The 24,148-nt window shown below is 64.0% G+C and carries 22 protein-coding genes and 1 pseudogene; 4 read left to right on the top strand and 19 right to left on the bottom strand.

What is annotated here, in order from left to right; genetic code table 11:
* Nucleotides 1-2: 2 nt before the first annotated feature.
* From K6I40_RS27175 to K6I40_RS27165, 3 genes are all read right to left on the bottom strand, one after another.
* Nucleotides 3-1,046, bottom strand: coding sequence for an amidohydrolase family protein (locus K6I40_RS27175; protein ID WP_222918498.1), 1,044 nt, complete (start codon nucleotides 1,044-1,046; stop codon nucleotides 3-5).
* A 55-nt stretch (nucleotides 1,047-1,101) separates the two neighbouring features.
* Nucleotides 1,102-1,311 (bottom strand): hypothetical protein, encoded by a 210-nt coding sequence (locus K6I40_RS27170; RefSeq protein WP_222918497.1) that lies wholly within the window; start codon nucleotides 1,309-1,311, stop codon nucleotides 1,102-1,104.
* A gap of 128 nt (nucleotides 1,312-1,439) precedes the next feature.
* The gene (locus tag K6I40_RS27165; protein ID WP_222918496.1) at nucleotides 1,440-2,672 is read right to left on the bottom strand and encodes an HD domain-containing protein; all 1,233 of its coding nucleotides are present in this window, start codon (nucleotides 2,670-2,672) and stop codon (nucleotides 1,440-1,442) included.
* A gap of 110 nt (nucleotides 2,673-2,782) precedes the next feature.
* Between K6I40_RS27165 and K6I40_RS27160 the strand changes: the two genes are divergently transcribed.
* Nucleotides 2,783-3,031, top strand: coding sequence for a hypothetical protein (locus K6I40_RS27160; protein WP_222918495.1), 249 nt, complete (start codon nucleotides 2,783-2,785; stop codon nucleotides 3,029-3,031).
* Between the two features lie 115 nt (nucleotides 3,032-3,146).
* Here K6I40_RS27160 and K6I40_RS27155 read toward each other — a convergent pair whose 3' ends face one another.
* On the bottom strand, nucleotides 3,147-4,151 hold the full coding sequence (locus K6I40_RS27155; RefSeq protein ID WP_222918494.1) for a zinc-binding dehydrogenase: 1,005 nt from the start codon (nucleotides 4,149-4,151) through the stop codon (nucleotides 3,147-3,149).
* A 90-nt stretch (nucleotides 4,152-4,241) separates the two neighbouring features.
* Nucleotides 4,242-4,388, bottom strand: a complete 147-nt coding sequence (locus K6I40_RS29095) for a hypothetical protein (RefSeq protein ID WP_345779423.1) — start codon at nucleotides 4,386-4,388, stop codon at nucleotides 4,242-4,244.
* 100 nt (nucleotides 4,389-4,488) lie between these two features.
* Here K6I40_RS29095 and K6I40_RS29090 point away from each other — a divergent pair, with 100 nt between their 5' ends.
* The gene (locus tag K6I40_RS29090) at nucleotides 4,489-4,656 is read left to right on the top strand and encodes a hypothetical protein (RefSeq protein WP_345779422.1); all 168 of its coding nucleotides are present in this window, start codon (nucleotides 4,489-4,491) and stop codon (nucleotides 4,654-4,656) included.
* 565 nt (nucleotides 4,657-5,221) lie between these two features.
* Here the strand turns inward: K6I40_RS29090 and K6I40_RS27145 are convergent.
* From K6I40_RS27145 to K6I40_RS27105, 9 genes are all read right to left on the bottom strand, one after another.
* On the bottom strand, nucleotides 5,222-6,349 hold the full coding sequence (locus K6I40_RS27145) for a Gfo/Idh/MocA family oxidoreductase (RefSeq protein ID WP_222918493.1): 1,128 nt from the start codon (nucleotides 6,347-6,349) through the stop codon (nucleotides 5,222-5,224).
* Nucleotides 6,350-6,462: 113 nt separating this feature from the next.
* Nucleotides 6,463-7,431: a sugar phosphate isomerase/epimerase gene (locus K6I40_RS27140; protein ID WP_222918492.1), complete on the bottom strand. Its 969-nt coding sequence runs from the start codon at nucleotides 7,429-7,431 to the stop codon at nucleotides 6,463-6,465.
* A 230-nt stretch (nucleotides 7,432-7,661) separates the two neighbouring features.
* Nucleotides 7,662-8,780: a Gfo/Idh/MocA family oxidoreductase gene (locus K6I40_RS27135; protein ID WP_222918491.1), complete on the bottom strand. Its 1,119-nt coding sequence runs from the start codon at nucleotides 8,778-8,780 to the stop codon at nucleotides 7,662-7,664.
* A 51-nt stretch (nucleotides 8,781-8,831) separates the two neighbouring features.
* Entirely contained in the window at nucleotides 8,832-9,035 is a 204-nt protein-coding gene (locus K6I40_RS27130) for a hypothetical protein (RefSeq protein WP_222918490.1), read from the bottom strand.
* Nucleotides 9,028-10,248, bottom strand: a complete 1,221-nt coding sequence (locus K6I40_RS27125) for an ABC transporter ATP-binding protein (protein WP_222918489.1) — start codon at nucleotides 10,246-10,248, stop codon at nucleotides 9,028-9,030. The genes K6I40_RS27130 and K6I40_RS27125 overlap by 8 nt, the downstream gene beginning before the upstream one ends.
* 2 nt (nucleotides 10,249-10,250) lie before the next feature.
* Nucleotides 10,251-11,267, bottom strand: a complete 1,017-nt coding sequence (locus tag K6I40_RS27120) for a carbohydrate ABC transporter permease (RefSeq protein ID WP_222918488.1) — start codon at nucleotides 11,265-11,267, stop codon at nucleotides 10,251-10,253.
* 1 nt (nucleotide 11,268) lies between these two features.
* Complete coding sequence (locus K6I40_RS27115; protein WP_222918487.1) at nucleotides 11,269-12,282, bottom strand: sugar ABC transporter permease; 1,014 nt, start codon at nucleotides 12,280-12,282, stop codon at nucleotides 11,269-11,271.
* The gene (locus tag K6I40_RS27110) at nucleotides 12,279-13,748 is read right to left on the bottom strand and encodes a substrate-binding domain-containing protein (RefSeq protein ID WP_222918486.1); all 1,470 of its coding nucleotides are present in this window, start codon (nucleotides 13,746-13,748) and stop codon (nucleotides 12,279-12,281) included. Before K6I40_RS27110 ends, K6I40_RS27115 begins: the two co-directional genes overlap by 4 nt.
* A 191-nt stretch (nucleotides 13,749-13,939) precedes the next feature.
* Entirely contained in the window at nucleotides 13,940-15,016 is a 1,077-nt protein-coding gene (locus K6I40_RS27105) for a TrmB family transcriptional regulator (RefSeq protein ID WP_222918485.1), read from the bottom strand.
* A gap of 233 nt (nucleotides 15,017-15,249) precedes the next feature.
* Here K6I40_RS27105 and K6I40_RS27100 point away from each other — a divergent pair, with 233 nt between their 5' ends.
* Together K6I40_RS27100 and K6I40_RS27095 are read left to right on the top strand one after the other, a co-directional pair.
* Nucleotides 15,250-16,089, top strand: a complete 840-nt coding sequence (locus tag K6I40_RS27100; protein ID WP_222918484.1) for a hypothetical protein — start codon at nucleotides 15,250-15,252, stop codon at nucleotides 16,087-16,089.
* Nucleotides 16,090-16,260: 171 nt separating this feature from the next.
* Nucleotides 16,261-16,857, top strand: a complete 597-nt coding sequence (locus tag K6I40_RS27095) for a hypothetical protein (protein WP_222918483.1) — start codon at nucleotides 16,261-16,263, stop codon at nucleotides 16,855-16,857.
* A gap of 26 nt (nucleotides 16,858-16,883) precedes the next feature.
* Here the strand turns inward: K6I40_RS27095 and K6I40_RS27090 are convergent, their stop codons facing one another.
* The 5 genes and pseudogenes from K6I40_RS27090 to K6I40_RS27070 form a co-directional block, all read right to left on the bottom strand.
* Entirely contained in the window at nucleotides 16,884-19,451 is a 2,568-nt protein-coding gene (locus K6I40_RS27090) for a glycoside hydrolase family 3 N-terminal domain-containing protein (RefSeq protein ID WP_222918482.1), read from the bottom strand.
* A 297-nt stretch (nucleotides 19,452-19,748) separates the two neighbouring features.
* Nucleotides 19,749-20,366 (bottom strand): nitroreductase family protein, encoded by a 618-nt coding sequence (locus K6I40_RS27085; RefSeq protein ID WP_222918481.1) that lies wholly within the window; start codon nucleotides 20,364-20,366, stop codon nucleotides 19,749-19,751.
* A 243-nt stretch (nucleotides 20,367-20,609) separates the two neighbouring features.
* Nucleotides 20,610-21,686, bottom strand: coding sequence for a methionine synthase (locus K6I40_RS27080; RefSeq protein ID WP_222918480.1), 1,077 nt, complete (start codon nucleotides 21,684-21,686; stop codon nucleotides 20,610-20,612).
* Nucleotides 21,683-22,686, bottom strand: a pseudogene (locus K6I40_RS27075) (5-methyltetrahydropteroyltriglutamate--homocysteine methyltransferase). Before K6I40_RS27075 ends, K6I40_RS27080 begins: the two are co-directional and overlap by 4 nt.
* Before the next feature lie 229 nt (nucleotides 22,687-22,915).
* Nucleotides 22,916-24,133: a PQQ-binding-like beta-propeller repeat protein gene (locus K6I40_RS27070; RefSeq protein ID WP_222918479.1), complete on the bottom strand. Its 1,218-nt coding sequence runs from the start codon at nucleotides 24,131-24,133 to the stop codon at nucleotides 22,916-22,918.
* Nucleotides 24,134-24,148: the final 15 nt, after the last annotated feature.

The following is a 24,148-nucleotide window of genomic DNA, read 5'->3' as shown; positions in this document are numbered from 1 at the left end:
CGTTAGCTCGCGCTCTCGTCGACGTCCGCGCCGGAGACGACCTCGCGAACGTCGTCGACCCCCGCTCGGCGAACCACGGCCCGGACCGGGTCCCGCGCGCCAATGAGGTTGTCCGAGTCGCCGCCGAGGACCAACAGGCGGGCCTCCCGTCCGGGTTCGATCAGGCCGTACTCGAGGTCGGCGATCTCGGCACCGTTTACCGTCGCCATTCGGAGGATTTCTGTAGCCGGTAGCTCCGAGAGCTTTGCCAGGAACTCCATCTCCCGGAACATCGACGGCGAGTTGAGCATCACGTTGTCCGTCCCGAGCGCGAGCGTCGTCCGCTCGTGTAGTTCCTCGTAGGGCGACAGTCCGACGTCGGTCACGAGATTCGAACGCGGACAGACGACGATCGGAATCTCGCTGTCCGCGATTCGCTCTAGGTGAACCTGTTCGGGGTGGACCATGTGCACCAGAAAGTCCGGATCGAGGTCCAGCGCCGGGTTGATATCGCTCTCATCGACCTCGCCGGCGTGGATGCCGAACGGCTTGCCCGCCTCGCGGGTCGCCGTCCGTTCCTGATCGAAGTTGTCGTCGTTCGCGCCGCTCGCGCCAAACCCGTTGCCGGCGTGCATCGCGTCGACGGAGCCGCGAGCGAACGAGAGCGCGTCGATCGCGAGGTCGTCCGCGGCGTCCTCGAGCATGCGAACGCCCTCGACGCCACCCTCGCGGAAGTCCAGACAGGCGGCCGTCCCCGCTTGCTGCATGAATCGCAGCGACTGCTCCATCGCGGTCACGAGTTCGTTTCGAGAAGCGTCCCGGAGTAGCCGATGTTTCAGGCCGTCCGGCGGCGCGACGAGTTCCTCGAGCGAGAGGCCACCGCCGGCCTCCTTGGCGATCGAATCACCGATGTGAGTGTGGGCGTTGACGAACGCCGGGAGGATGATATCGTCGCTCTCGACCGGGGTTTCCTCGATGGCCTCGATGCAACCGTCGTCGTCGATGACGACCCGTCCCTCGACGGGTTCGAACTCGCGGCCGCGGAGAATCGTTCCCGTTCGTTCCATACGCGTCAGTTCTCGGTCAGCGCCTTCAACGGTTCGGGGTCCGACCGGCACCGATTCAGTTCGATTCGTCCTCGATCTCGAGCGGTTCGTACAGGACGGCGATCAGTCCGGAGAGAACGAGGAGGGAGAGCCCGACGATCACGGCGGAGCGCGACCGGCCGAACGCTTCGACGGTGAGAAATCCGCCAGCCCAGCCGACCAGTGCCACGGCGACCGCGGTCGCTACGACGAGCAGGATCGAAAGACGACTCACAAATTCACTCATCGCGTCGTTCTCTCCATCGAATGGGGATAAGGAGCGAGCCTGAATCGGCTACCCTGAACTGCTCCGGTCCGATTGGCTGCCCCGACCACCTCGTCTGAGAAATCGGCTATTACAGCCGCCGAGAACCGCTAGTCGACGAACTGATCCAACGTCGCGTCCATCCCGTCCCGGACGTCGCTGACCAGCGCACCGTTGATGTCCAGGCCGAGCACGTCCACTGCGGCCCGGCCAACTCGATCGCGCAGATCGGTCGGCGAGTAGACGCCGAGTCGCCATTGGGAGTACTGAGCTGCACGCAGCGCCTCCACGAGTGGCGACTGCTGGCCCAGCTGACGGATCTCACCGTTGACCATCACGCGGGTCGTCGACTCCGTCATCGACGGGCGACTCGGCACGTCGAGGATGACGTGTGCCGGATCGACCTCCGCTCGATCGCTGATCTCGCGCTCGAACTCGCGAATCGCCGCGTGATCGGCCTCGATGATCCCGCCCGGCACGTCGTCCATCTCGGCCCACACCGCCCGTTTGAACAGATCCCGCTGGTCCAGCCGACGAGAAAATTCGCTCGTCTCCACACACGAGCGCAGGGCGACGGTCAGATCGTGATCGTCCATCCGCTGGAGGGTCTCGGCGTCGATGTCCGTCTCGGGAGCCTTGAGCAGCCGTTCGGCCGCCCGGCGGAGCATCGCCTTGCTGATCCGGGCGACGCTGTGACTGTAGACGGTCGGGTTCATCAGCGCCCGCGCGACCAGCAGGCTCTCGGCCGTCTGGACGTTGCCCTCGTCGAGGACGAGTTCGCCGTTGGCGAAGGTCAGTTCCCGGACGAGCCGGCCGTGATCGATCGTCCCGTAGGGAACGCCGGTGTGGTGGGCGTCACGCACCAGATAGTCCATCCGATCCACGTCGAGCTCGCCCGAGACAAGCTGGCCGAACCGGCCCTCGCCGGCGACCAAGTCCGCAACCGTCTCGGGCTCGAGGTCGTGGTCTCGCAGCACGTCCCCGATAGCCCCGTCCGCGAGCAGATCGTGGACGTCGTCGTGGTATCGCCCCGTTCGGCGGTAGGTTAGCATCTCGATATTGTGACTGAACGGCCCGTGGCCGACGTCGTGGAGCAAGGCCGCAGCGTGGACTCGCGCCGCTTGCTGCCCCTCGACGCCGAGTCGCTCGAGGGCCTCGCAGGCGAGGTGGTAGACCCCGAGACTATGCTCGAAGCGAGTGTGGTTAGCCGAGGGGTAAACCAGGGAGACGGTTCCGAGTTGACTAATGTGGCGCAACCGCTGTACCGCCGGCGTGTCCAGCAGGTCGCGGGCGATGCCGTCGACCTGAATGTGGTCGTGGACGCTGTCCTTGATGATCTTCATTGATCGCCGTTGGGCCCGTTCGTACAAAACGGTTGTCCGAGCACAGCAGCCTCGAGTTGCGAATACCTGCTGAACTACTACCGGCGTGGCCGTGCTACGGTCAACCGGCCATGACTGACCTGACGATTCCCCCGGACGCCGATACGGAACAGACCAAAGCACTCGTTCAGGATCACTTCGAGATCGGCGAGACCATCGAGGTTCGCAGCGAGGAGCGGACGGAAGATCACCAGACGGATATCACCGGTGAACTGACGGACTTCGAACCGGGCTATCTCGAGATCGACGGGCAACCACTGGGCGAGGGTAGTGTCCGGTACGACGAGATTCACACGGTCAGCAAAATCGAATCGGTGTAGCCGACTGGCGATTCGTCCCGGCGGCGTCGACCGTGCGGTCTCGAGTTGGCTCCAGTCGAACAGCCGTGACGCCCAGTCGGTCAGCCATGACGCCCGGTCGGCCGAAACGGAGCGCTCACTCGTTGACCAGCAACAGTTTGCCGCGGAAGTCACCGTTCTCGCCGCGACGGTGTGCAGCCGCGGCCTCGTCGAAAGCGAAGCGATCGTCGATGGATGGCTCGATGGCACCATCGTCGACCAGCGCCGCGATGTCCGCGAGTTCCTCGCCGATCCAGTCCTGATGCTCGCCGAGTAGCACGGGGAGGATGACGAGCACGACGCCCAACTCGAGCGAGTTCGCGTGCATGGGCCCGAGATCCAGCTCCTGAGCCGCACTCGACTCAGTCGTCACGACGGTACCGTAGGGCCGGACCGCTTCGAAGGCCGTCTCGAGATGCTCGTCGCCGATCGGATCGACGACGACGTCGAAGCCGTTGCCGCCGGCGTGTTCGTCGACGTACGTCTCGACATCAGTCTCGGTGTAATCGACGGTCGCGTCGGCACCGAGTTTCTCTGCGAGGTTGCGCTTTTCCTCGCTCGAGCCCGTGGCGGTGACGTCCGCGCCAAACCAGTGGGCCAGTTGGACCGCGATGTGGCCCACCCCGCCGCTACCGCCGTAGATGAGCACGTCATCGCCGATGTCGACGCTCGTCTTGTCGGCAAGCAACTCCCAGGCGGTGAGCGCAACGACCGGCAGCGCCGCGCTCTCCTCGAGCGGGATCGAGTCGGGCGCGCGGGCGAACGTTCCGGCGTGGCCGACGACGTAGTCGGCGAGCGAGCCCTGTCGGCCAGCGCCACCGGGCATGCCGTAGACTTTGTCACCCGCTTCGAAAGCATCGACGTTCTCCCCGACCGCGTTGACGACGCCTGACACGTCGCAGTGGAGGATCGCCGGGAACTCGGGGGCGAAGTCGGGCAGCGCACCCTGACGGATCTTGTAATCCACGGGGTTGAGACTGGACGCAGCGACTTCGACGCGGATCTCGTCTGGCCCGGGTTCGGGGACCTCGCGGGTCGTCTCCGTGAAGACGTCCGGGTCGCCGTACTCCTCGATAACATAGGCAGTCATCTCCGCAGCCATAACGAGTCATCGTTGGATCGCCAGCCGGGAATACTCGACGCCTCCGGCGATCAGCGAGTGCGAGTGGTGTCGTCGCCGAGGGTCCCGCAGTTAGCGGTCCTGTTCCCGCTCGCGATCGCGCTCGAGCGGTTCGGTCCGAGTCGCGTCGTCCGGCGTCTCATCGACTATTGCAGCGTCCGTCGGCTCGTCGACCGGCCCGGAACCGATCGCGTCGTCCGGAATCTCGTCGACCGCCACGAGTCGCTCGAGCCGGCGTTCGAACTCCGCGTCGTCGATCTCCCCCGCCGCGTAGCGGCGTTTCAGTTCCTCGAGCGGATCCGATCCGGCATCCGTCTCGGTGTTGCGCCTCGTCGTCCTCGAGCAACAACGCGACCTCCTCGCCCCAGAACAGCAGGATCGGCGTCAACAGGAACCACCCGACGATCGAGATCGCGCCCGCGAGCGCTCCGAGGCCGGCGACTCCGGCAATACTCGTCAGTGCGAACGTCAGGATCGCCACCAGTAGCCAGCTCTCGTTGGCGATGAATTTTCGAATCCTGTCGTCCATTCCCACCGAGATATTCTTAGCGGAGCTACAAAAAATCCTGTCAGGCACCGGGCGTCAGTCGGGCGTCGGAACGGGTCGTATCGTGTGCCGCCACGGTGACTCCCGCTCTCGACGAATGCGCCGGTCCGTCTGGGAGGAATGTCACCGCTCGAGTCGATGGGTGCGCCGGCCGACCATCCGCTCCATACCAGCTGTCGATCCGATGCAGTGGCGCGTGCTGTTCCGCGATGAACAACAGTGAATCGCGGGATGAACTCGCGCGAGCGAATGGTTAGAAAGGACGTGATAACTCCCTGCTGCCAGTATGAGCAGAGCGCTCGTTTTGTCAGTGTCTTACACACTGTTACTGGCGACGAGGCGGACCACAGCTCCCGCAACTGATTCGCTCACTCTCGTTCGGCCGGGTCGACAGCGCGCCACCGTCTGGCGTGTCGGATTTCGGATCGAAGACTCGAGTCACATCCGAGAGCAATTCGACGATTCGGGCGAAGCGCTCTGGATCTGGAACGCCATCGATCTCGGCCTACTCGAGGCTGACCCACTTGCCCTGCTCGTCGCTTCGGTCGATCGCGTCGAGCACCTGCTGGGCGGCGAGGCCATCGTCGAAGTTCGGTTCGAACTCGTCGCCGTTTGCGACCGCGCTGAGGAACTCGTAGTTCTCGTGGACGAAGGTGTGCTCCCAGCCCAGCACGTGGCCCGGCGGCCACCAGTGATCGACGTAGGGATCGTCCTCATCGGTGACCAGGATCGTCTCGTAGCCGCGGTTGTCCTCGCGGAGCACCTCGAGTTCGTTCAGGCGCTCGAGCGAGAACGTCAGACTCCCCTTCGAGCCGTGGATCTCGATCGTGTGGTCGTTCTTGTGGCCCGTCGCGAACCGCGAGGCCTCGATCGTTCCCATGGCACCGTTTTCGAACTCGAGTTGCGCGGAGTAGGCGTCGTCGACCGTAACCGGTCTCGTCTCACCATCTTCGCCCTCCAGTGGCCGCTCGTCGACGAACGTCTGCAGGTGGCCGCTGAGCCGTTCGATATCGCCCGCGAGGGCGTCGTCCCCCACGAGAAATCGAAGCAGGTCGACCGTGTGTGCGCCGAGATCGCCCAGCGCACCCGACCCCGCGAGTTCCTCGTCGTTGCGCCACGACCACGGTGCCTCGGGATCGACCAGCCAGTCCTGTAAATAGCGTCCACGGACGTGGCGGATTTCGCCGAGTTCACCCGCTTCGAGCAATCGCTTCGCATACCGGATCGCCGGCACGAAGCGGTAGTTGAACGCGCAGCCGGCGGGTACGTCGTCACCCGCTGCGCGCGCCGTCTCGGCCATCACGTCGGCTTCCTCGAGCGTCGGCGCGAGCGGTTTCTCACAGAAGACCGGCGTCCCGGCCTCGAGTGCGGCGATCGACGGTTCGCGGTGGACGTGATTGGGGCCGAGATTGTAGAAAACGTCTACATCGTCGACGACATCGGCCCAGTCGGTCGAAACCGACTCGAATCCGAGCCGATCGGCGGCATCCGACAGCGCTGACTCGTCGCGACCGACGAGGACGCTGCGTTCGATCTCGGGCGCGTCCGGGAAGAACATCGGCAGCCGCGCCATCGCGTTCGCGTGTGCTTTGCCCATGAACCGATAGCCGAGCACGCCGACCTCGAGTGTCATGGCTATTCATTCACAAGAGGAGTTGTTAGAACTTTCCGTCAGGGCGATCGCGCTGCGCCGACGCGGTAGGGGCAGCGGGGCCGAGGTCGTGTCGGATTACGGCCCCACGACGGTTACTCGGCCCAGTACGCGTCGCCCGGTCGCTCCCGGAAGATCGCCCGCTCGAGGAGGTCGACCGCTTTCTCGAGGCCTTCCCGAGAACCGGTCAGCGAGTCCTCGTGTTCGATACTTAGGGCACCGTCGTAGCCGACCATCCGGAGCGTCGAGACGATGTCCTTCCAATGAGATTCGTCGTGGCCGTATCCCACGGAGCGGAAGAGCCACGACCGGTTCGCCTCGTCGTCATACGGCGTCGTATCCAGGACTCCCTTCTCACGGGCCTGCTCCTCGTAGATCTTAGTATCCTTGGCGTGAACGTGGTGGATCGCCTCGCGCTCGCCCAGATAGCGGATCGCGTCGGTGATCGAGATGCCCTGCCAGTAGAGGTGCGAGGGGTCGACGTTCGCCCCCACGCGGTCGTTCGTTTCCTCGCGCAACCGCGCCATCCCGTGGGGTTCATACACCAGCATGTTCGGATGCATCTCGATGGCCAAGTCAACGCCGTGGTCGTCCGCGTACTCGGCGAGGTCCCTCCAGTACTCGAGGGCGACCTCCCACTGGTACTCGTGGGCCTCGGCGTGTTCGGACGGCCATGGCGCGGTGATCCAGTTGGGCGTCTCGTCGGTCGGACTCCCCGCTGGCAGTCCCGAGAAGCAGGTCACGGTTCCGACCTCGAGTTGGGCGGCCAGTCGGATCGCCTCGCGGAGTTCGGTATCGGCCTCCTCGGCCCGCTCCTCGTCGGGATGAAGCGGGTTGTTATGCGTCGCGAGTGCGCTGATCCGCGTGTCGTACTCCGCGAGCAGTTGTTGCAATTCGGCCTGCGCGTCCTCGTCGTCGAGGTACGCCCGACGGTCGAGGTGGTCGTCGCCGGGATAGCCACCGACGCCGGGTTCGATTGCGTCGACGCCGACGTCGGAGAGGTATGCGAGCGCGTCCTCGACCGATTCGTTCGCGAGCGGTGGCGTGTGTACTCCGATATCCATACGGTTCGGACAAGTCGCCCACAACCAATAAATTTCACGGTCGTAATAAATTAAAATAAACGTGCTGGCCGCTATCCATGCCGATGTAAGCCGTTCCGACGGGGAACGCTCGACATTCCTCCACGGCTATCGATCGCTGCTCATCGAACGCCGGACGGCGCTATAGTAGCCACTGAAACGATTTACATACTGATCGCAACGCTGTCGTGCGATCAGATGTGCAATGACTTTCAGTGGCTACTATAGTCCGACCGTTCGCGGTTGCCCTGCGGGTCAGGTTTCCCGTCGCCCAGTGAGACGGTGTATCCGCCCTCGCTCGAGCGATAGATGCCATCGATGATCCGCTGGACGGTCAGCGCGTCCTCGATGCCGCCGCCGCTATCGCGGCTAGTCGTGACGGCATCGAAGAACGCCCGCTGTTCGTCCGTGTGGGTGTCGTTCTCGCGGGTTTCGATGGTCGTATCGAGCAGGTGATCGGGGCCGTCCGCGCTCGCCGAGTGGATCGTGAGATCGCCCTCAAGGAGATCGAATCGGGCGGCGGCTTTGGTCCCGCGGACGACGAACTCGTGGGTCGCCGGCCGGTTGGTCGCCCACGCGACCTCGAGCGAGACCGTGCGGTCGCCCGCACAGCGGACGAACGCGCTCGCGGAGTCGTCGACGTCGAACCCGTCCGGACCGCTGTCTCCGCCCCACATCTCGAGGTAGGCGTAGTCATCTCGATCGCCGAACTCCGACCGGGTGACCCCGGAGACTTCCTCGACGGCCGGATAGCCCAGCAGGTACATCGAGAGATCGATCGCGTGGACGCCGAGATCGATGAGCGCGCCGCCGCCGGAGACCGATCGGCGCGTGAACCACGAGCCGCGGCTGGGCACGCCGCGCCGACGGACGTAGTTGGCTTCGATGTGCGTGATTTCGCCGAATTCGCCGCGCTCGGCCCGGTTTCTGATGAGTTTGACGGCGTTCAGGAACCGGTTGTTGAACCCAATCTTGAGCGTTCCCTTGGCGGTCGCCGCCGCGTCAGCGATCCGCTCCGCGCTCTCGATCGTGTGCGCAAGGGGTTTCTCGAGGAGGACGTGGAGATCGCGCTCGAGGGCGGCAACGGCGTACTCCTCATGGAACTTATTCGGTGTCGTGATGACGACGGCATCAACAGCGTCGTAGAGGTCGTGATAGTCGTCGTAGACTTCGACACCGTATCGGTCGGCGAACCGGGTGCGCGCGTCGGGCTCGATGTCCATCCCGCCGACGAGGGGGACGCCGAGGTCGACGAGCCGATCGGCGTGGTGTTGCCCGATGTTTCCGAGACCGACGATACCGGTTCGAACGGACGCGTACTCGCCGGTCATCGATCGGCCCTCCTTCGGTCGCTGCCTCGGACGACTGGGGCTCGTCTGCGCTCAGTACAACTGCTCTTCTTTGGTGGAACGTTCATCATTCTGTGTTCGTTTTTCGTCGCGTCGTTTTCGTCCGCGGCGATACCGCTGGATTCCGGGTACGATCTTGTTCTTCAGGTCGAGACCGAACGAGACGATCCCGTAGATCCAGAAGAAGTAGAGCACGAGCAGGCCGCCGTAGTAGACGACCGGGACGAGATCACTCATGGGTGCCTCCCGAGTCCGCTTCGGCTCGCGCGCTCTCCGCCTCCGGTCCCGGCAGGTCGGCCGAGTCCGACAACTCGGCGACCCCGTGGGCGATCGCGTCGCCCGACGCCGTCTCGAAGAGGTGCACCTTCGACCGATCGAGTTCGACCCTGACCCGATCGTCCTCCGCGATCGTCGAGTCGGGGTTGACGCTCATCAGCAGTTGATTCGACGCGGTCGAGGCCTCGCCGCTCGTCATCATCCCCCCGCTCGAGCCGTCGAGCGAGAGATAGACGAAGATCTCGTCGCCCATCGGCTCGAGGACATCGGTAGTCACGTCGATGGCTGCCGATGCGCTGGCCGGCGAGTCGGCGGTGCTCACGGGGTAGATGTCCTCGGGACGGACGCCCATCGTGACGGCGTCGTCGGAAGCGGCCTCGAGGCCGTCGACGTCGAACTCGACGTCGAAATGGGGGGTCTCCAGCCCGTCCTCGGTCAGCTCACCCTCGACGAAGTTCATGGAGGGCGAGCCGATGAAGCCAGCGACGAACCGGTTGGCCGGCTCGTTGTAACAGGTCAGCGGCGGATCGATCTGCTGGAGTTCGCCACCGTTGATGACGGCGATCCGATCCGACATGGTCATCGCCTCGGCCTGATCGTGGGTGACGTAGATGATCGTCGTGTCGAGTTGCTTGTGCAGCCGCTGGAGTTCGGTCCGCATGTGGACGCGAAGCTTCGCGTCCAAGTTCGCCAGCGGCTCATCCATCAGGAAGACGGCCGGTTCGCGGACGATCGCACGGGCGATCGCCACCCGCTGTTGTTGTCCGCCTGAGAGCTCGTCGGGCATCCGGTCGAGCATTCCCTCGAGCTGGACGACGTCGGAGGCGCGATCAACGCGCCGGTCGATCTCCTCCGTGTCGTACTTCCGGAGCCGCAGCCCGAAGGAAATGTTGTCGTAGACGTCCATATGCGGGAACAGCGCGATGTTCTGGAAGACCATCGCGACGCCCCGGTCTTTCGGGGGGAGTCTGGTGACGTCGGTGTCGCCGATGCGGATCGTTCCCTCCGTCGGTTTGGTGAGGCCGGCGATGGTCTCCATCGTCGTCGATTTCCCGCATCCCGAGGGACCGACGAGGCAGACGAATTCGCCGTCCTCGATCTCGAGGTTCATGTCGTCGACGGCGACGATGTCTTCGTAGCGTTTCGTGACGTTGTCGAGTCGTACTCGTGCCATAGTTACTCCTTGAGTGCTCCGTCGGTCAGTCCGCTGACAATCTTTTCCTGTGCAACGATGACGATGATCAACATCGGCAGGACGCCGACGATGCTGGCGGCTGCCATGAGGTTGAAATCCGTCGTGTACTGGGTCTGGTAGCTCAGAATGCCGCCAACCAGTGGCGACCACTGGGTAGGCTCGTCTTGCAGCGACATGATCGAGCTGAAGAAGTACTCGTTGTAGACCGCGATGAACGTCAGCACGGCCGCGGTCACGACGCCGGGTGCCGACAGCGGCATGATCACGCGGAACAGCGCGCCCAGCCGCGTCGTTCCCTCGACGCGCGCCGCGTCCTCGAGCCCGTCCGGGATCTGCGAGTAGAAGGTGGTGAGAATGAAGATCGACAGCGGGAGGAACAGCGCGCTGAAGGGCATGATCATCGCGCCCGGCGTGTTGACCAGCCGCGGCGGCTCGAACAGTTCGACGCCGAGGAACGGGACCACGACCGGGTTCCCGAGGAACGCCTCGAACAGTGGGATCAGAAACGCCGCCGGCGGGAAGTACGAGACCGCCAGGATGGCAAGCATCATCGCGCCGCGGCCCGGGAACTCCAGACGCCCGAAGACGTAGCCCGCGAGACTCGCGAGGACGATGACGATGATCGTCGTCGCCGTCGCGAGCACGAAGCTGTTGAACACGTAGAGGTGGAACGGCACCTGCTGGAATACCTCCACGAAGGCGGCGACGTTGAACCCCTGCGGCGTCGGGAACGGTACCTCTCCGAGAAGGGGGACGGACACGTCCCAGCCGCCCCGCGTGATCTCGCTGCTCGGCGTCAGCGCCAGTACTAGAAGCCAGTAGAACGGGAACAGCGTCGTCACGAGGAAGAACGCGGTGACGACGTAGAACAGCGCCCTGTAGAGCCGCCCGCGCTTGTCCGGGTCGCTGATGACGCCGCTGGTCCAGCGCTCGAGCGGTCCCGCATTTTCGTCGTCCATCTCCGTCGGTTCCGGCGCGGGATCGGTCGTCGTTGCCATTTCAGAATCCCTCCTTGTACTGCTGGTAGATCACGCCCAGCACGGCGATGGCGATGATTCCCGCCGTGACGAACGCGATCGCGGCTGCCATGCCGCGGTTCGTGTTGAACGTCGAGACGACCATACACGACAACGACGGCACCGTCGTACAGCCCGACACCGAGTCGATGAGGCCGAAGATCCGCATCGCATCGATCGTCCGGAACAGAATCGCGATGCCGAGCGTCGGCAACACCAGCGGGAACGTGATCAGCTTGAACTGCTGCCACTTGCTGGCACCGGCGACCTCCGCGACATCGTAGAGGCCACGGTCGATGCTCTGGAGCCCGGCGAGGATGAGCAACGCCATGAACGCCGACGTCTTCCAGATGTCCGCGGCCGTGATGATGAACAGCGAACTGACGGGATCGTTGAGGGTGTTGTCCAGTTGGACGAGTCCCAGATTAGCGAGCGGTTCGGTCAGGAACCCGGCCGAGGGATGGAACATCAGGAAGAACATCATCCCCTGGATGACGATCGGGATGGCCCACGGGATGATGATCGCGGCGCGGACCCATCGGCGGCCGCGGAAGTCTTGGTCGAGCACCAGCGCCTGTCCGAAGCCGATGAGCGTCTCGAAGAAGACGCTCACGACAGTGAAGATGATCGTCACCGCGAGCGCGCTCCGGAGCAGCCCGTCGAAGTGGACGAACGGGAAGCTCCCGCTGGTGCTGACGCCGGGGAGGAACGTAGTCGTCCCGGGGAACTGCGGGTCAGCCTTGCCGGTGAACAACTGCACGTAGTTCTCGATCCCGATGAACTCCGAATCTGTGAGCACGTTCTGATACAGCGACAGCTCGAACGTCCGCAAGAGCGGATACAGCGCGACCGCACCCAACAGGAGAAACACCGGCGCTAACAGCAGGTACGCGAACCCGGTCTCGCCGAGGTTCTCCATCCAGCGCGTGATCGCGACGATCGGTCCCGAGCGGTTCGATCGCCTCGCGGGACCAGTCGTCTGGTCTTCGGTGCTCATCCTTGCGCTTCGATGTCCTCGAGTCCGTCCTGAAGGTCAGCGGCGGCCTGATCCGGCACCTTGTCCCCGGCGACGGCGAGGTTGACTTCTTCGGCGATGCGACTCGACTGGTTCGTCCAGACGGTCGTCACGGGACGCGGCATCGCGCTCTCACCAGCGACGCGGAGCGTGTCCATGTAATTGCCCATCGGCTCGGCCTGTTCGACCTCGTCGGCGTCGAACAGGGCCGGCTTCGGCGGGATCCAGCCCCAGAGGTCGAACATGCCGAGGTTGAACTCGTCGGTCATCGTGGCGCGGATGACCTCGAGCGCCTCCTCCTTGCGTTCGGAGTTGGGGTTGAGTACGAGGTGCCAGCCGCCGAGCGCGGCCGTCGTCCCGCCGGTGCCGGGCTGGGCGGCCTCGTCCTCGGTCACGCCGTAGGGGATCGGCATCGCGCCGTAGTCTTCGACAGGGACCGGGTCGTCGGCCTCGTCGACGTTCATGTTGATGGCGTACGGCCAGTTGCGCTGCATGACCGCTTCGCCCTCGAGGATGGCCTCGCGGGCGTCCTCTTCCGTCCAAGAGGTGATATCCGACGTGGCGAGCCCGAGCGGGTACTCATCCTCGAGCGTGTGTTCGTCCGCTTCGTCGGCGACGAACGTGCGCATCATCCGCAGCCCCTCGACGAACTCCGGTTCGTCGACGGTAACGTCTCGTTCGCCGACCGTTCCGAACAGGTTGTCCCGCCCACCGAAGTACGCGCCGCCGAACGAGGACATGACCTCGTTCCACGTACAACAGGCCGTGCCCTCGTACTGATCCCACTGGGTCGCGAGCCCGTAGCTCGCATCGGAGGCCGTGACGATCTCCTCGGTGACCTCGGCCCACTCCTGCCAGGTCATCGGCTCGGTCGCCCACTGGTCGAAGTCGCTCTCGTCGTAGCCGGCCGCCCGCGCGTAGTCCTTGCGGTACTGCATCGTCGGGTAGTCCGGGAACATCGGAACGCCGTACAGATCGTCGGTACCCGGGTCGCGAGCCGTCGCGGTGAACGACTCGAAGTACTCGTCCTCGACCGTCGAGAGTTCGTCATCGTCAAGTTCATCGCTCAGGTTCGCGACGTACCCGCGCTGGATGAAGACGTTCACCCACCCGTTGTCCATCAGGAACAGGTCGGGTTGGGTCTCGTCGGCCCCCAGCAGGTTCGTGTACGTGTCCCGTCGAGCACCCGTGTCCTCGTCGCCGGCTCGCAGGTCGATGTCGACCCCGTCGGCCCCGCTCTCCTGGACCAGATCGACGATCTCGTCGCCGACCGCGTCCGCGGCGTTCGGGTCGAAGCCCCAGACGACGGCGTCCGAAGACGCCTCGTCGCCGTAGATACACCCGGCGAGTCCGACCGTCGCCCCGCTCGCACCCGCTGCTTTGACGAACGTCCGCCGCGAGACGCTCGAGTTGGTACCGTCACCCGAATGTGAGTGGTTATCACTCATATCATGAGATATGATATTCATTCATAATATAATTAATGGTGGTATACAACAGGTGTTGTTAATTTTGAGAGAGCGCCGAGAACGGCCGATTAGCGCCACGAGAAGGATTCGAGATCGTCTCAGTGCAATCACTACTGGAGTCCCCGAACGAAGGAAACGCGCGAAACGTCGGAAGCGGGGAACCGGCCGACTCAGTCGAGCGCTTCGATTGTGATCCGCGTCGCTTCGTAGTCCTCGAGCATCGCACCCCAGCCCCCGACGGTGTACGTTCCGTCGTCGGTCGCGAGCGTCAGCGAGGCCTTTCCCGCGAGGTGGAAGAGCGGCGTCTCCTGCTCCTCGCCCGTCGAGTGACCCGTATAAGTGACATCGGTGATCGTTCCCCGCTGTGTCACCTCGCGGCCCGTGTCCGTCTCGAACCCGTAGACGGTGGCTTCAATCGTCACCCCGTCCTTGAGCAGCGGTTCGACGTCCCGGAGACACTGTCGGAGGTCGACGTACGTGATCGGTGGCTCGTCCCCTCGAGCCGAGTATATCGAGTCGTGGATCTCCCAGAGACAAGTGAGGAAGTACCAGTGGAAGACGTACGTGTGCGTTCGATCGTTGACGATGACGCCGTACTCGTTCGTCGAGTCGCCGTGGGGAGAAAAGCAGGTCCACGAGCGGTCGATGAGTGCCACGAGCGGCGAGGGAAGTGTTCGATACCGCGCTTCGGTGCAGGTGCTTGCCAGTTCCTCCGCCGACGGAATGTCGGGGTCCGTGGCCATCTCCGGAAACAGACAGATCTTGACATCGACACCCGACTCGTGGGCCGACGTCAACGCGTCCGAGAGGTCACGGAACTGCGCGGGCGTCAGCCCGATCTGAACCTGATTATCGGCCGCACGGATCAACTCGTCGGCCCGCGTCAGGACCGTATCGAGGCGCTTGACAATGCTCACCTTGTGCTCCTCGAGATCCGGTCGACTCCAACGGTCCTCGATTTCGTCGGCCGCCGTCTCGAAGCGGTTCGCCCGCGACCGGAGGTCGGCCAGCACGTCCGCCGGATCGTGTGCGCGAGCATGGAGGCTGTCCTGCTCGTAGGTCTCGATGTACCCCTTCTCCTCGAGCCCCCGCAGGACGTCGTAGATCCGCGGATCGGGGACGTCACTGGCCCCCGCGATGTCGGTCGCTGATGCCGACCCGAGCCCCAGCAGGGTGACGAACGCGTCTGCTTGATACGGTGAGAGTCCCGCATCCTCGAGAATCGCAGTCAGTTCGTCACCGTCCATGATCGCTCACCGCGAGTACTCGTTCGATCGACTCCGTCCGCGTCGGCGCACTAGCCAGTACCTCCCATTGGCGGATCGACTGCAACCGATCGGATCGGGCCGACAGTGGTTGAGTATCCGTCGATCGGGTATCCGTTCTACCTGTAGTCATCTCGGTTGAGTATAACACCCGTTGTAAAAAAGCGTGACTGTGGTAGCCATATTCAAGGTAACTGCCCGGAAACCGATCCTGTATGATCGACACGACGGAATGGATCCGACGGCCGGAGTACACCGGTGACAATCGGTGCTGGCCATGTACGGTCACGAACGGCGTCCTGCTGACGATCGGCGTCGGCGTCCTGACGATCGCCGGTCGCCGGACCGTCGCCGCGGCAGTCGCCGTCATCGGTATCGTCGCGATTTGGCTGCGCGGGTACCTCGTACCGTACACGCCCCGGTTCGCGCCGCGACTGGTCACCGCGCTCCCCTTCGGGTTCGTCGACCATGGCGACCACACCGGTCGCGACGCCGGCTCGCTGTCGGATACCGGCATCGCGACCGACGAGACGGCCGAGACAGACGTACCGACCGGCGAAGCGGTCGTCACCGCCCTGCTCGAGGTGGGCGTAGTCGTCCCCGCTGGTGAGGAACTCGCCCTCGACGAATCGTTCCGGGACGAGTGGCATCGAAAAATGGCCCGTCTCCGCGATCTCGGCTTCGCGGGGCTCGCCGCCGAAGCGAACGACCTGACCGACCCGTCGATCGACGTGCGGGTCGGTCGGGACTGGCGCGGTCGAGACTCGGCCATCCGTCTCGAGGGCGACGGAGGTCGGAGTGTCTCGTTCGGTGAAGCGGTGGCCGTCGCCGAACTCGCCGCCGCCCGCGCCCTCGAGTCCCGGATCGACGACGAAGCCATCCGTCTCGCCGCCGGCCGCCCGTTGCGGTCGCTGCTCGATCGATGTCCCCGCTGCGACGGCGACCTGACCGTCTCGCGGTCGACCTGCTGTGGCGAGGTGACGCCAATCGGATCTACGCCTGCCGAGAGGTTGATCTGTCCCGACTGCGACGTTCGACTGTTCACGTACGACTGACCCGCGAATCGGAGCCGAGACCACTGATCTCGAGTGCCACGGGCGGTCGTTCACCGGCCTGGTCGGTAGCGCTTCGCAGTGTACCATCGTAGACCGTTTCCGCGCAGTTACCGGGCTATACGATACCATTTCACGCGCTCGGCCCCTATCGTCACGTACCGAGGGGATCGGATGACTGTGACAATCACTCTCGACGAGAACGAGAATATCGATCTGACCGACACTGATATCGAGAACCGAGCGCCCGATCGGCTCGCAGTCACCATCGAGGGACAGCTGACAGTGACCGACGCATTGCTCGCCGAGTTCGAGGGGGCGGCGCTGGATCCCGTCCGCATCACGGTAGCAGTCGAGGACGCGGAACCGATAGCAATCGATCTGATGGGGCCGGCATCGCTTCGCCTCGAGAACGTCGATGTCGGCGTCGCAACGCCGGACGAGGACGCTATCGGAGACGGGCTCGATGCGCTCGAATCGGTCGCAGGGGACAGCTCGGAATCGAGCGATACACGACCTGACGTGATCGCGTTTACCGTCGACGGCGTGATCCGAGACGTCCCGGCGACGACGATCGAGGCGATCGCGGGCGGCGATCCGACGCTCGAGTCGCTCACGTTCGCCGTCGAGGAATCGCTCGAAAGCGACGGTGGGTCGGGAAGCGACGTACTCTTCGAACTCGCCCTGCTCGGGTACGGCATCGTCGTCCACCGCGACGGGACGATCGTCGTCGACAGCGGCGGACGGTCGGTCAGTATCGACCGTGCCTGACGGCCGTGTTTGGCGGTGACGACCGTTCAGCGGTACGTTCGCGGAGAGGAACGCTTCCCGGCGTCACCGCGTCGTTTGAGCCGGCGGTAGAGTGTCATGACGTCCTCGAAGTCCTCGCTGCCGTTTCCGTCGATGTCGTACCGGCCGGGGACCGGCTCAGGGTCCGTGATCGACGCCGTGTTCGCGACGGTCAGTGTCGTCGTCTCGTCGCCGACCGAGAGTTCGTACCCACCGGCTTCGACCACTTTGGCCCGGTTTCCGGGTACGTCGCCGGGGACGACCTCGAGCGTCGAGAGGTCGAGTTCGATGTCGACGGTCGAAGATTCACCGGCACGGAGATCGACTCGCTCGAAGCCCATCAGCCGGCGCTGGGGCTGAAGCACCGACCCGTAGAACTCGGTGTTGTACACTTCGACGATGTGTTCGCCGGCCATCTCGCCGGTGTTCTCGACGGTAACTCGAGCCGTAACGGACGGGTTCCGAGCGGGATTGCCGACAGTGTCCCGCGAGAGCGAGAGCTCCGAGTACTCCCAACCGGTGTAAGAGAGGCCGTGTCCGAACTCGTACTGGACCATCCCACCCGCCGCACCGATGGACTGGCGCGGCGGATAGTCGTCATAGAAGAGGGGGACATGGCCGACGTTGGCTTCCCAGGTGAACGGGAGCCGTCCCGAGGGGTTGTAGTCGCCGAACAGCGTGTCAGTGACCGCGACGCCGGTGTCGCTGCCGGGCTGGCCGGCGAACAGGGCGGCGTCGAGGCGGTCGAACGTCTCGTCGGTCCCGCGCGGACTCCCGGCGACGATCACACCGACGAGCGGAACGTCGTCGTCGGTTTCCTCGGCGACCAGTTCCACGAGGTCCCGCTGTGCCTCGGGGAGACGCATCTTGTCGCGATCGCCGAAGCCCTCGTTGTGCGGGCCCTCGCCGAGTACGACGACGACGGCGTCGGCCGCGTCGGCAGCGTCGACGACCGCCGCTTTCTGCTCGTCAGTGACGTCGAAGAACCCGTTATCGAAGTTCTCGTAGATGCTCTCGTAGGGCGCGGCCTCGAACTCAGTCGGCACGTGGGTGAACTGCTCGCCGAGTCGATCCGAGAGCTCGCCTGCGATCGTGTTCTGACGCGGCCGCGGCCCGTCTTCGGTCAGGGTACCGTCCTCGATCCCTTGCCAGCCGAGCGTCCAGCCCCCGTGTTGCATCAGGAATCGATTCGGCGTCCCCTCCTCGACTCCGGGGCCGGTCAACAGCACATCGTCCGACCCCTCGAGCGGCAGAACGTCGTCCTCGTTCTCCAACAGGACTAGCGATTCCTTGGCGAGTCGCTCGGAGACGTCCCGTGAACCGCCGACGAGATCACTGATCTCGTCCTCGGGGACGTAGGGCCGAGCGAACAGACCGAGGTCGCGCTTAAGCTCGAGAATGCGACGGACCGACTCATCAATGCGTTCCTCGGCGATCTCGCCGCTCACGACGAGATCGATCGTCGTCTCGATGAAGTCTGTCGGCGGCGTCTCCCCGCCACACATGTGCATATCGATACCGGCCTCGAGTCCCTGCTTGACCGCCTCGCGCCAGCCCTCCGCCGTATCGGGCAGGTACTCGTGGTTGGAGAGCAGTCGATCGAAGTCGTCCCAGTCGGTGAGGACGACGCCATCGAACCCGTATCGCTCCCGCAGCACCTGCGTCAGCAGCCACTGCGAGACGTGAGCGGGTTTTCCGTTGACCGCCCCACTGTTGACCATCACCGTCTCGGCTTCCTCGAGTGCTCGCTCGTAGGCCGGAAGCTGTCTGGTGCGGAAATCGCGCATCGACGTGCGGGCGTGAGCGCGATCCTTGCCGGTGTTGGGCGTCCCGTAGCCGGCGAAGTGTTTAACCGTCGCGGCGACGCGACCAGTCCGCTGGAACCCACGCGCTCGCGCCTTCCCCAGTTCACCCAACAGCATCGAGTCCTCGCTGTGGCCCTCGAAGTACCGCCCCCAGCGCATGTCGCGGAGCACGTCAACCGTCGGTCCAAAGATCCAATGCCCACCCATTGCCGCGATCTCATTCCCGGTATGGGTCGCCGCCGCCTCGACCAGATCGACGTCGCGGGTCGCACCCATGTTGAGCCGCTGTGGGAAGCTCGTACAGCCGTCGAGCAAGGTGTTCCCGTGGAGTGCGTCGCCACCCCAGAGGAACGGAATTCCGTGGTCCGTGTTCTCAACGGCGTACTGCTGGAGCCCGTTGAGTCCCGCGACGAACTCCTCGCCGTCCCACGTCGGGCCCGACGCGCCCCCGTTGATGATCGAGCCGAGATGGTACTCCGTGAACAGCTCGCCGATGGTATCGACGTCATCGTGAGTGGTGTACGGATCGTCCGGATCGAACCCCTCCTCCGGTTCGTCGATCGCAACCTGGGTCATCTGTCCTACCTTCTGCTCGAGGGTCAGGTTCTCGATCATATCGTCGACGTCCGTCCCGTTGCGGTCGGCCGCGACGGCCGTTGTGCCGACGCCGACCGCGGACGCCGCCGTCGCTGCCCCAGTCGCCTTCATGAACGTCCGCCGCGATTCGTCGACTGTTCCCGATTCTGATTTCGATGGTCTATCGCCAGACATGCGATAACACATAACAACTCGGAATTTAATAAATATTCCTTCACGAGATCCTAAATACGATATGTATGGGGAGAGAAACGAAAATGGAGTCCTACACCAGCCAATAGAGCCGCGCCATCTCGGGAAGAAACGGGTCCCGATTACGGAACAAGACTGACCGATTCGAATCGACGACTCGAGCCGACCGTGACCTGACGGGTTCGACGGAAGCGCAACGTCGCAGAACCGCCGAACCGCGTAGATCTTCCAGAAGTAGTTGTAGTGTAGTCTCGAGCGATCGGATCGCAGGACAGCGGCTTACTCGAAGCCGCCGCGGTGGAGGGTTTCCGCGAGCGGTTTGCGGTCACTCGGCTGCTCGCGTTCTTGAAGTTCCTCGGGAAGTGTTTCGGGCGGTGCGCGCTCGCCGATCGCGACCATTGCTTCGACCGCGAACCCGTCGGGAACGTCGAGTTCCTCGGCCGCGCGCTCGTAATCGAAGCCGGCCATCCCGTGGACAGCCAAGTCACGGCGTGCGCCCTCGAGTGCGAGGTTCTCCCAGGCCGCACCGGTGTCGAAGGAGTGGACGGGGGCCGGTTCGCCGTTGTGGTCGAACGTCGTCTTGGAGACGATGACTGTGAGAACGGCTGCGTCGGTCGCCCATGCCTGGTTCCCTTCACCCAGGAGGTCAACGAAGGTGTCCCACTCGTCGTCCTCACGGCTCGCATAGCAAAACCGCCAGTGCTGATTGTTGAACGCGGAGGGTGCCCAGCGGGCAGCCTCGAACAGCGGGAGGTACTCCTCCTCATCGAGCGGTTCGCCGGTCATTGCACGCGGCGACCATCGATTGACGAACAGCGGATCGATGTCGTGGTCTGGTTCGCGATGCTCGGCGACGTCGTCGCGCAGTTCATGTCGGGCCTCGAGAGAATCTTGCATCGACCGTTTCTTCGAACTCGACCCATGTATATATTATCGGACAGGAAGGTTACCAGGTAACACTTGTGTCCAACTCCTGTTTCTTGATTCAACAGTGTCTTCGGACGTAATATGCGTGTGACCGTCTCCCACGAGGCACAGACGGATGCGGCCGTCGAAACGGAAATCGTAGAGCAGAAAACTCAGATGAGACCTCAGCTGGCAACGAACCGCCGGATAAACGTAACGACGTGGCGAACCGCGTCAGTCGTCGGCCGGCGTCGGCGCACCGCGCTCGACGTCGATGTTGCCCGCGTCGAGGTCTTCCTCGACGTTTCGGGCCGCCTGCACCATGTTCGCCATCTTGCCGTAGGCGACCTCGCGGGGCAGCAGCTTCACGCCGCAGTCCGGCGAGACGACGAGCTGTTCCGGCGGCACGACCTCGAGACCCTTTTTGATGTTCTCTTCGATCTGCTCGACTGACTCGACTTCGGCGATGTGAGCGTCACAGACGCCGAGTGCGAGATCCTTGCTGAACTCGGGATCTTTGAAGACATCCAGCTGCTCGTAGTCACCGTTGGCGAGTTCGAGGTCGAACTCGTCGACCGGGAACTCGAGGATCTCGGGGTAGATGCGGGAGTAATCGCCGTAACAGACGTGGAGACCAATGCGGACCTCCTCGGGGATATCGGCGACAATGTGCTCTAAGGCCTCGCCGACGATGGCGTGGTCGTCGGGCGTGGTCGCGAGTGCGGGCTCGTCGATCTGGATGTAGCGAGCGCCGGCGTCGACGAGCTTCTCGATCTCCTCGTTGACGAGGTCGGCGAGCTCCAAGGTGAGTTCGTCGTCATCCTCGTAGGCCTCGTTGAACGACCAGTTCGCGAGGGTATAGGGGCCCGTGATCGGGACCTTTACTGGGCGGTTACTCGCTTCAGCGGTGAACTCGTACTCGTCGACCAGCCAATTCTCGTCGTACTCGACCTCGCTGACGACGCTGGGCTTGTCGAAGTAGTTGTGTCCCCAGACCTTGACGGGGCCGTTAAACTCGTAGCCCTCGATTCGGTGGGCGAAAAACTCGACCATCTCGTTGCGCCGCATCTCGCCGTCGACAACGACGTCGAGGCCGGCGCGCTCGTGCTCGTTCGTGATGAGGCGGGCCGCGTCGTTCTTGGCTTCCTGATAGTCGTCCTCATCGAAACCGTGGTCCTCGTCCTGATAGAGCTCCTTCGCACGGTTGAGCCACTTGGGCTTGGGATAACTGCCGACGACGGTCGTCAGCAGGAAGTTATCGTTCTCGTGATCTGCGGGTCGGAACTGATCTTTGTTTTCGTTCGTGCTCATGCTGCTTTCACCTCCGCGAGGTCCGCGGCTTCGGCTAGAACTTCGAGTTTCTCCACGTACTTGCCGTAGGGTAGGTAGAACGTCTCGGTGTTCGTCGTCAGGTAGACCGTCTCGAAGTCGGTGACGCCGAGCTGGCCTTCGACCCACTCGACTCGGTCACGGATCGCTTCGGGATCCTCGACGAGGGTGTTCTGGCCGTCCGCGAGGCCCAGTGCGACGTCGTCCGTCGCGCCGTACTCCTGAAGGTTGTAGATATTGTCGTCCTGATTCGCGACGAAGTCGAAGCCGACCGCGTCGATGTCCGCGTCGAGCAGGTGCGCGTAGACCTTCTCCTCGAGCGCGCCCCAGTAGGGCTGAACGACGACGTCCGCGTCGGTCGCGCTCGCGACTCGGTCAATTGCCTCACTCGCTCGCTCGTCTTCGCCGTCCGCGGGTACGTTCTCGACCAGCGAGGGCTCGAGCAGGAACAGCGTTTCGACGTCGGGGAAGGCGTTGACCTCGCCCTCGAGGAACTCCGCGATTGCGCCGAGGAACTCGGCGTCGTCGCCGTAGTGTTCGTCAGTTGCGAGGTCCGCGAGCGAGTACGGGCCGGGGAGGACGGCCTGCAGATCGTCGCCCTGGGCCAGTTCGGCGGTCGTTTCGAGCTCCGACGCGACATCGCCAGTAGGCTCGAGGTCGGCCTGGACGACTGGCTCTCGGTAGAAGTTGTTGTTGTCGTAGTAGCGGACGATACCACGCGTTTCGACGGCGTCGGCGACGGCCAGCGGGTGGGCGAGCATGTCGTCCCAACGCAGTTGGCCCTCGACGACGCGGTCGAGGCCGGCGTCCTGCTGGACGCCGATCACTTCTTCGCGAGCCTCCTCGTAGGCCGCGGTAATTCCTCACCCTCGTCGCCGCTGATGAGATCGTGTTTCTGGTGACCTTTGAGGTCCGAGAGGTCGTCTTTCGCCCAGTCCGGGAGCGGATACAGCCCCGGTGTGGTCGAAACGTACTCAGTCATCGTAGGCCCGGATAGGCTATACCGACGCTTAATATTTTCCATCCAAACTAATACATTGGAGTAATTTTTGCGGAGTTCGGCCGATTCCGTGGTCCGGTTTCGAGACGGACGTGAACACGTGCCACGTGGCGGCTACCCGAGGAATGACCGTCGGAAACGGGACCGAGACGGTCCCCTATCAAGCAGCGAACCAACTCGAGTCTGAGGATCGCAACGTGAGTTCACGGTATCACTTCAGTGCCAATAGGGCGTACGTCTCGTCGTCGACCTGCGCGACGACGTAGATCGTGCCGTCGTCGAGAACCGGTCCAGGGCCGACGCGTCCAGCGAACTCTCGCTCGAACCGGACTGCAGGGCCGCCGCCTGGACTGTCTCCCGGTGTCGGGTCCAGAGCGTGGAGGCGATCGCCGCCGACGAAGACAGTGTCGCGACCGTACGCCGGTGCGGTGTGTCGCCAGTCACCGATGTCGTATTCCCAGTGCCGCTCTCCGGATTCGGTATCGACGGCCTGAAGCTCCTGCCCGTTTGCGACGAGGACGAGATCGTCGGCCACAGCGATCCCGCGGTCGGCCCAGCCGGTATCGACCCGCCAGTTGATCCCCGAGTCCGAGAGCCCAACCCCATCGCCCATCAACGTGTACGTAGTTCCGTTTCTGCAGTTGACGTAGACCGAGTCAGTGTCCGCGCTGGGCGGCGCCGTCGGCTCGGCAGGTAGTTGCCACCGTCGTCCGCCCATTCCGTCCCTGTCCAACAGATACACCATCCCGGCTTGAGTAGCGATTACGAACCAGTGTACCATGAAGACGGCAGGATGGTCCTGGACCTGTCCGAAGACCTCGCGGTCCCACTGGATCGTCCCGTCGTCGGGCTCGAGCGCGACGACTCGTTCCCCCGCGCCGCAGACGAGTTGCTCTCCGGCGCGCGTCGAGGGCACCGTCACTCGCCCGGGTGTCTCGAGTTCCCGTTCCCACAGTTGCTCGCCGGTGTCGGCCTCGAGCGCGCGAATCGCGGCCCCGGTCGAAACGTAGGCGACATCGTTCCAGATCAGCGGCACTGTCCCGACGCCCTCGACCGTCCACAGTTCCGTTCCCTCGGCGGCGTCGAGGACCCGGAGCGTGTCCGCGTCGGGTTGATAGACGCGCCCGCCGGCGACGACGGGTGCCTGATGGGTGAATTGTGGGACCTCTACGCGCCAGCGCTCGGTGACGCCATCGACCGGGGCCTCGCCATCACCGACCTCGCGGGTGTTAGCCGCGTTGCAGCCGAACGTCGACCAGTCGCCAGTGGCCCCGCGAGCGCTGTTCCCGGGATCCGGTAGACGGTCGACGCCCGACGGCGGCGGCTCATCTGGTCCCCTGAGTCGCGAGAGCTGTGAACAGCCCGCCAACGCGACGCTCGCACCGGTCGCGCCGACGCACCGCAGCAGCGTCCGTCGAGTGGAGGGCATCCCCCGAAACCTATC

It is taken from the genome of Natrinema sp. SYSU A 869, assembly GCF_019879105.1.
Taxonomy (GTDB): domain Archaea; phylum Halobacteriota; class Halobacteria; order Halobacteriales; family Natrialbaceae; genus Natrinema.
Note: the sequence above shows the minus strand (reverse complement) of the source record. Positions and strands in the feature narration are given on the sequence as shown.

Excerpts from the sequence above, each read along its gene's own strand:
- K6I40_RS27120 (WP_222918488.1), bottom strand. The coding sequence starts at position 11,267 with ATGGCAACGACGACCGATCCCGCGCCGGAACCGACGGAGATGGACGAC.
- K6I40_RS27070 (WP_222918479.1), bottom strand. The coding sequence starts at position 24,133 with ATGCCCTCCACTCGACGGACGCTGCTGCGGTGCGTCGGCGCGACCGGT.
- K6I40_RS27110 (WP_222918486.1), bottom strand. The coding sequence starts at position 13,748 with ATGAGTGATAACCACTCACATTCGGGTGACGGTACCAACTCGAGCGTC.
- K6I40_RS27125 (WP_222918489.1), bottom strand. The coding sequence starts at position 10,248 with ATGGCACGAGTACGACTCGACAACGTCACGAAACGCTACGAAGACATC.
- K6I40_RS27140 (WP_222918492.1), bottom strand. The coding sequence starts at position 7,431 with ATGGATATCGGAGTACACACGCCACCGCTCGCGAACGAATCGGTCGAG.
- K6I40_RS27115 (WP_222918487.1), bottom strand. The coding sequence starts at position 12,282 with ATGAGCACCGAAGACCAGACGACTGGTCCCGCGAGGCGATCGAACCGC.
- K6I40_RS27100 (WP_222918484.1), top strand. The coding sequence starts at position 15,250 with ATGATCGACACGACGGAATGGATCCGACGGCCGGAGTACACCGGTGAC.
- K6I40_RS27130 (WP_222918490.1), bottom strand. The coding sequence starts at position 9,035 with ATGAGTGATCTCGTCCCGGTCGTCTACTACGGCGGCCTGCTCGTGCTC.
- K6I40_RS27145 (WP_222918493.1), bottom strand. The coding sequence starts at position 6,349 with ATGACACTCGAGGTCGGCGTGCTCGGCTATCGGTTCATGGGCAAAGCA.
- K6I40_RS27160 (WP_222918495.1), top strand. The coding sequence starts at position 2,783 with ATGACTGACCTGACGATTCCCCCGGACGCCGATACGGAACAGACCAAA.
- K6I40_RS27090 (WP_222918482.1), bottom strand. The coding sequence starts at position 19,451 with ATGTCTGGCGATAGACCATCGAAATCAGAATCGGGAACAGTCGACGAA.
- K6I40_RS27085 (WP_222918481.1), bottom strand. The coding sequence starts at position 20,366 with ATGCAAGATTCTCTCGAGGCCCGACATGAACTGCGCGACGACGTCGCC.
- K6I40_RS27135 (WP_222918491.1), bottom strand. The coding sequence starts at position 8,780 with ATGACCGGCGAGTACGCGTCCGTTCGAACCGGTATCGTCGGTCTCGGA.
- K6I40_RS27080 (WP_222918480.1), bottom strand. The coding sequence starts at position 21,686 with ATGAGCACGAACGAAAACAAAGATCAGTTCCGACCCGCAGATCACGAG.
- K6I40_RS27155 (WP_222918494.1), bottom strand. The coding sequence starts at position 4,151 with ATGGCTGCGGAGATGACTGCCTATGTTATCGAGGAGTACGGCGACCCG.
- K6I40_RS27095 (WP_222918483.1), top strand. The coding sequence starts at position 16,261 with ATGACTGTGACAATCACTCTCGACGAGAACGAGAATATCGATCTGACC.
- K6I40_RS27170 (WP_222918497.1), bottom strand. The coding sequence starts at position 1,311 with ATGAGTGAATTTGTGAGTCGTCTTTCGATCCTGCTCGTCGTAGCGACC.
- K6I40_RS27165 (WP_222918496.1), bottom strand. The coding sequence starts at position 2,672 with ATGAAGATCATCAAGGACAGCGTCCACGACCACATTCAGGTCGACGGC.
- K6I40_RS27175 (WP_222918498.1), bottom strand. The coding sequence starts at position 1,046 with ATGGAACGAACGGGAACGATTCTCCGCGGCCGCGAGTTCGAACCCGTC.
- K6I40_RS27105 (WP_222918485.1), bottom strand. The coding sequence starts at position 15,016 with ATGGACGGTGACGAACTGACTGCGATTCTCGAGGATGCGGGACTCTCA.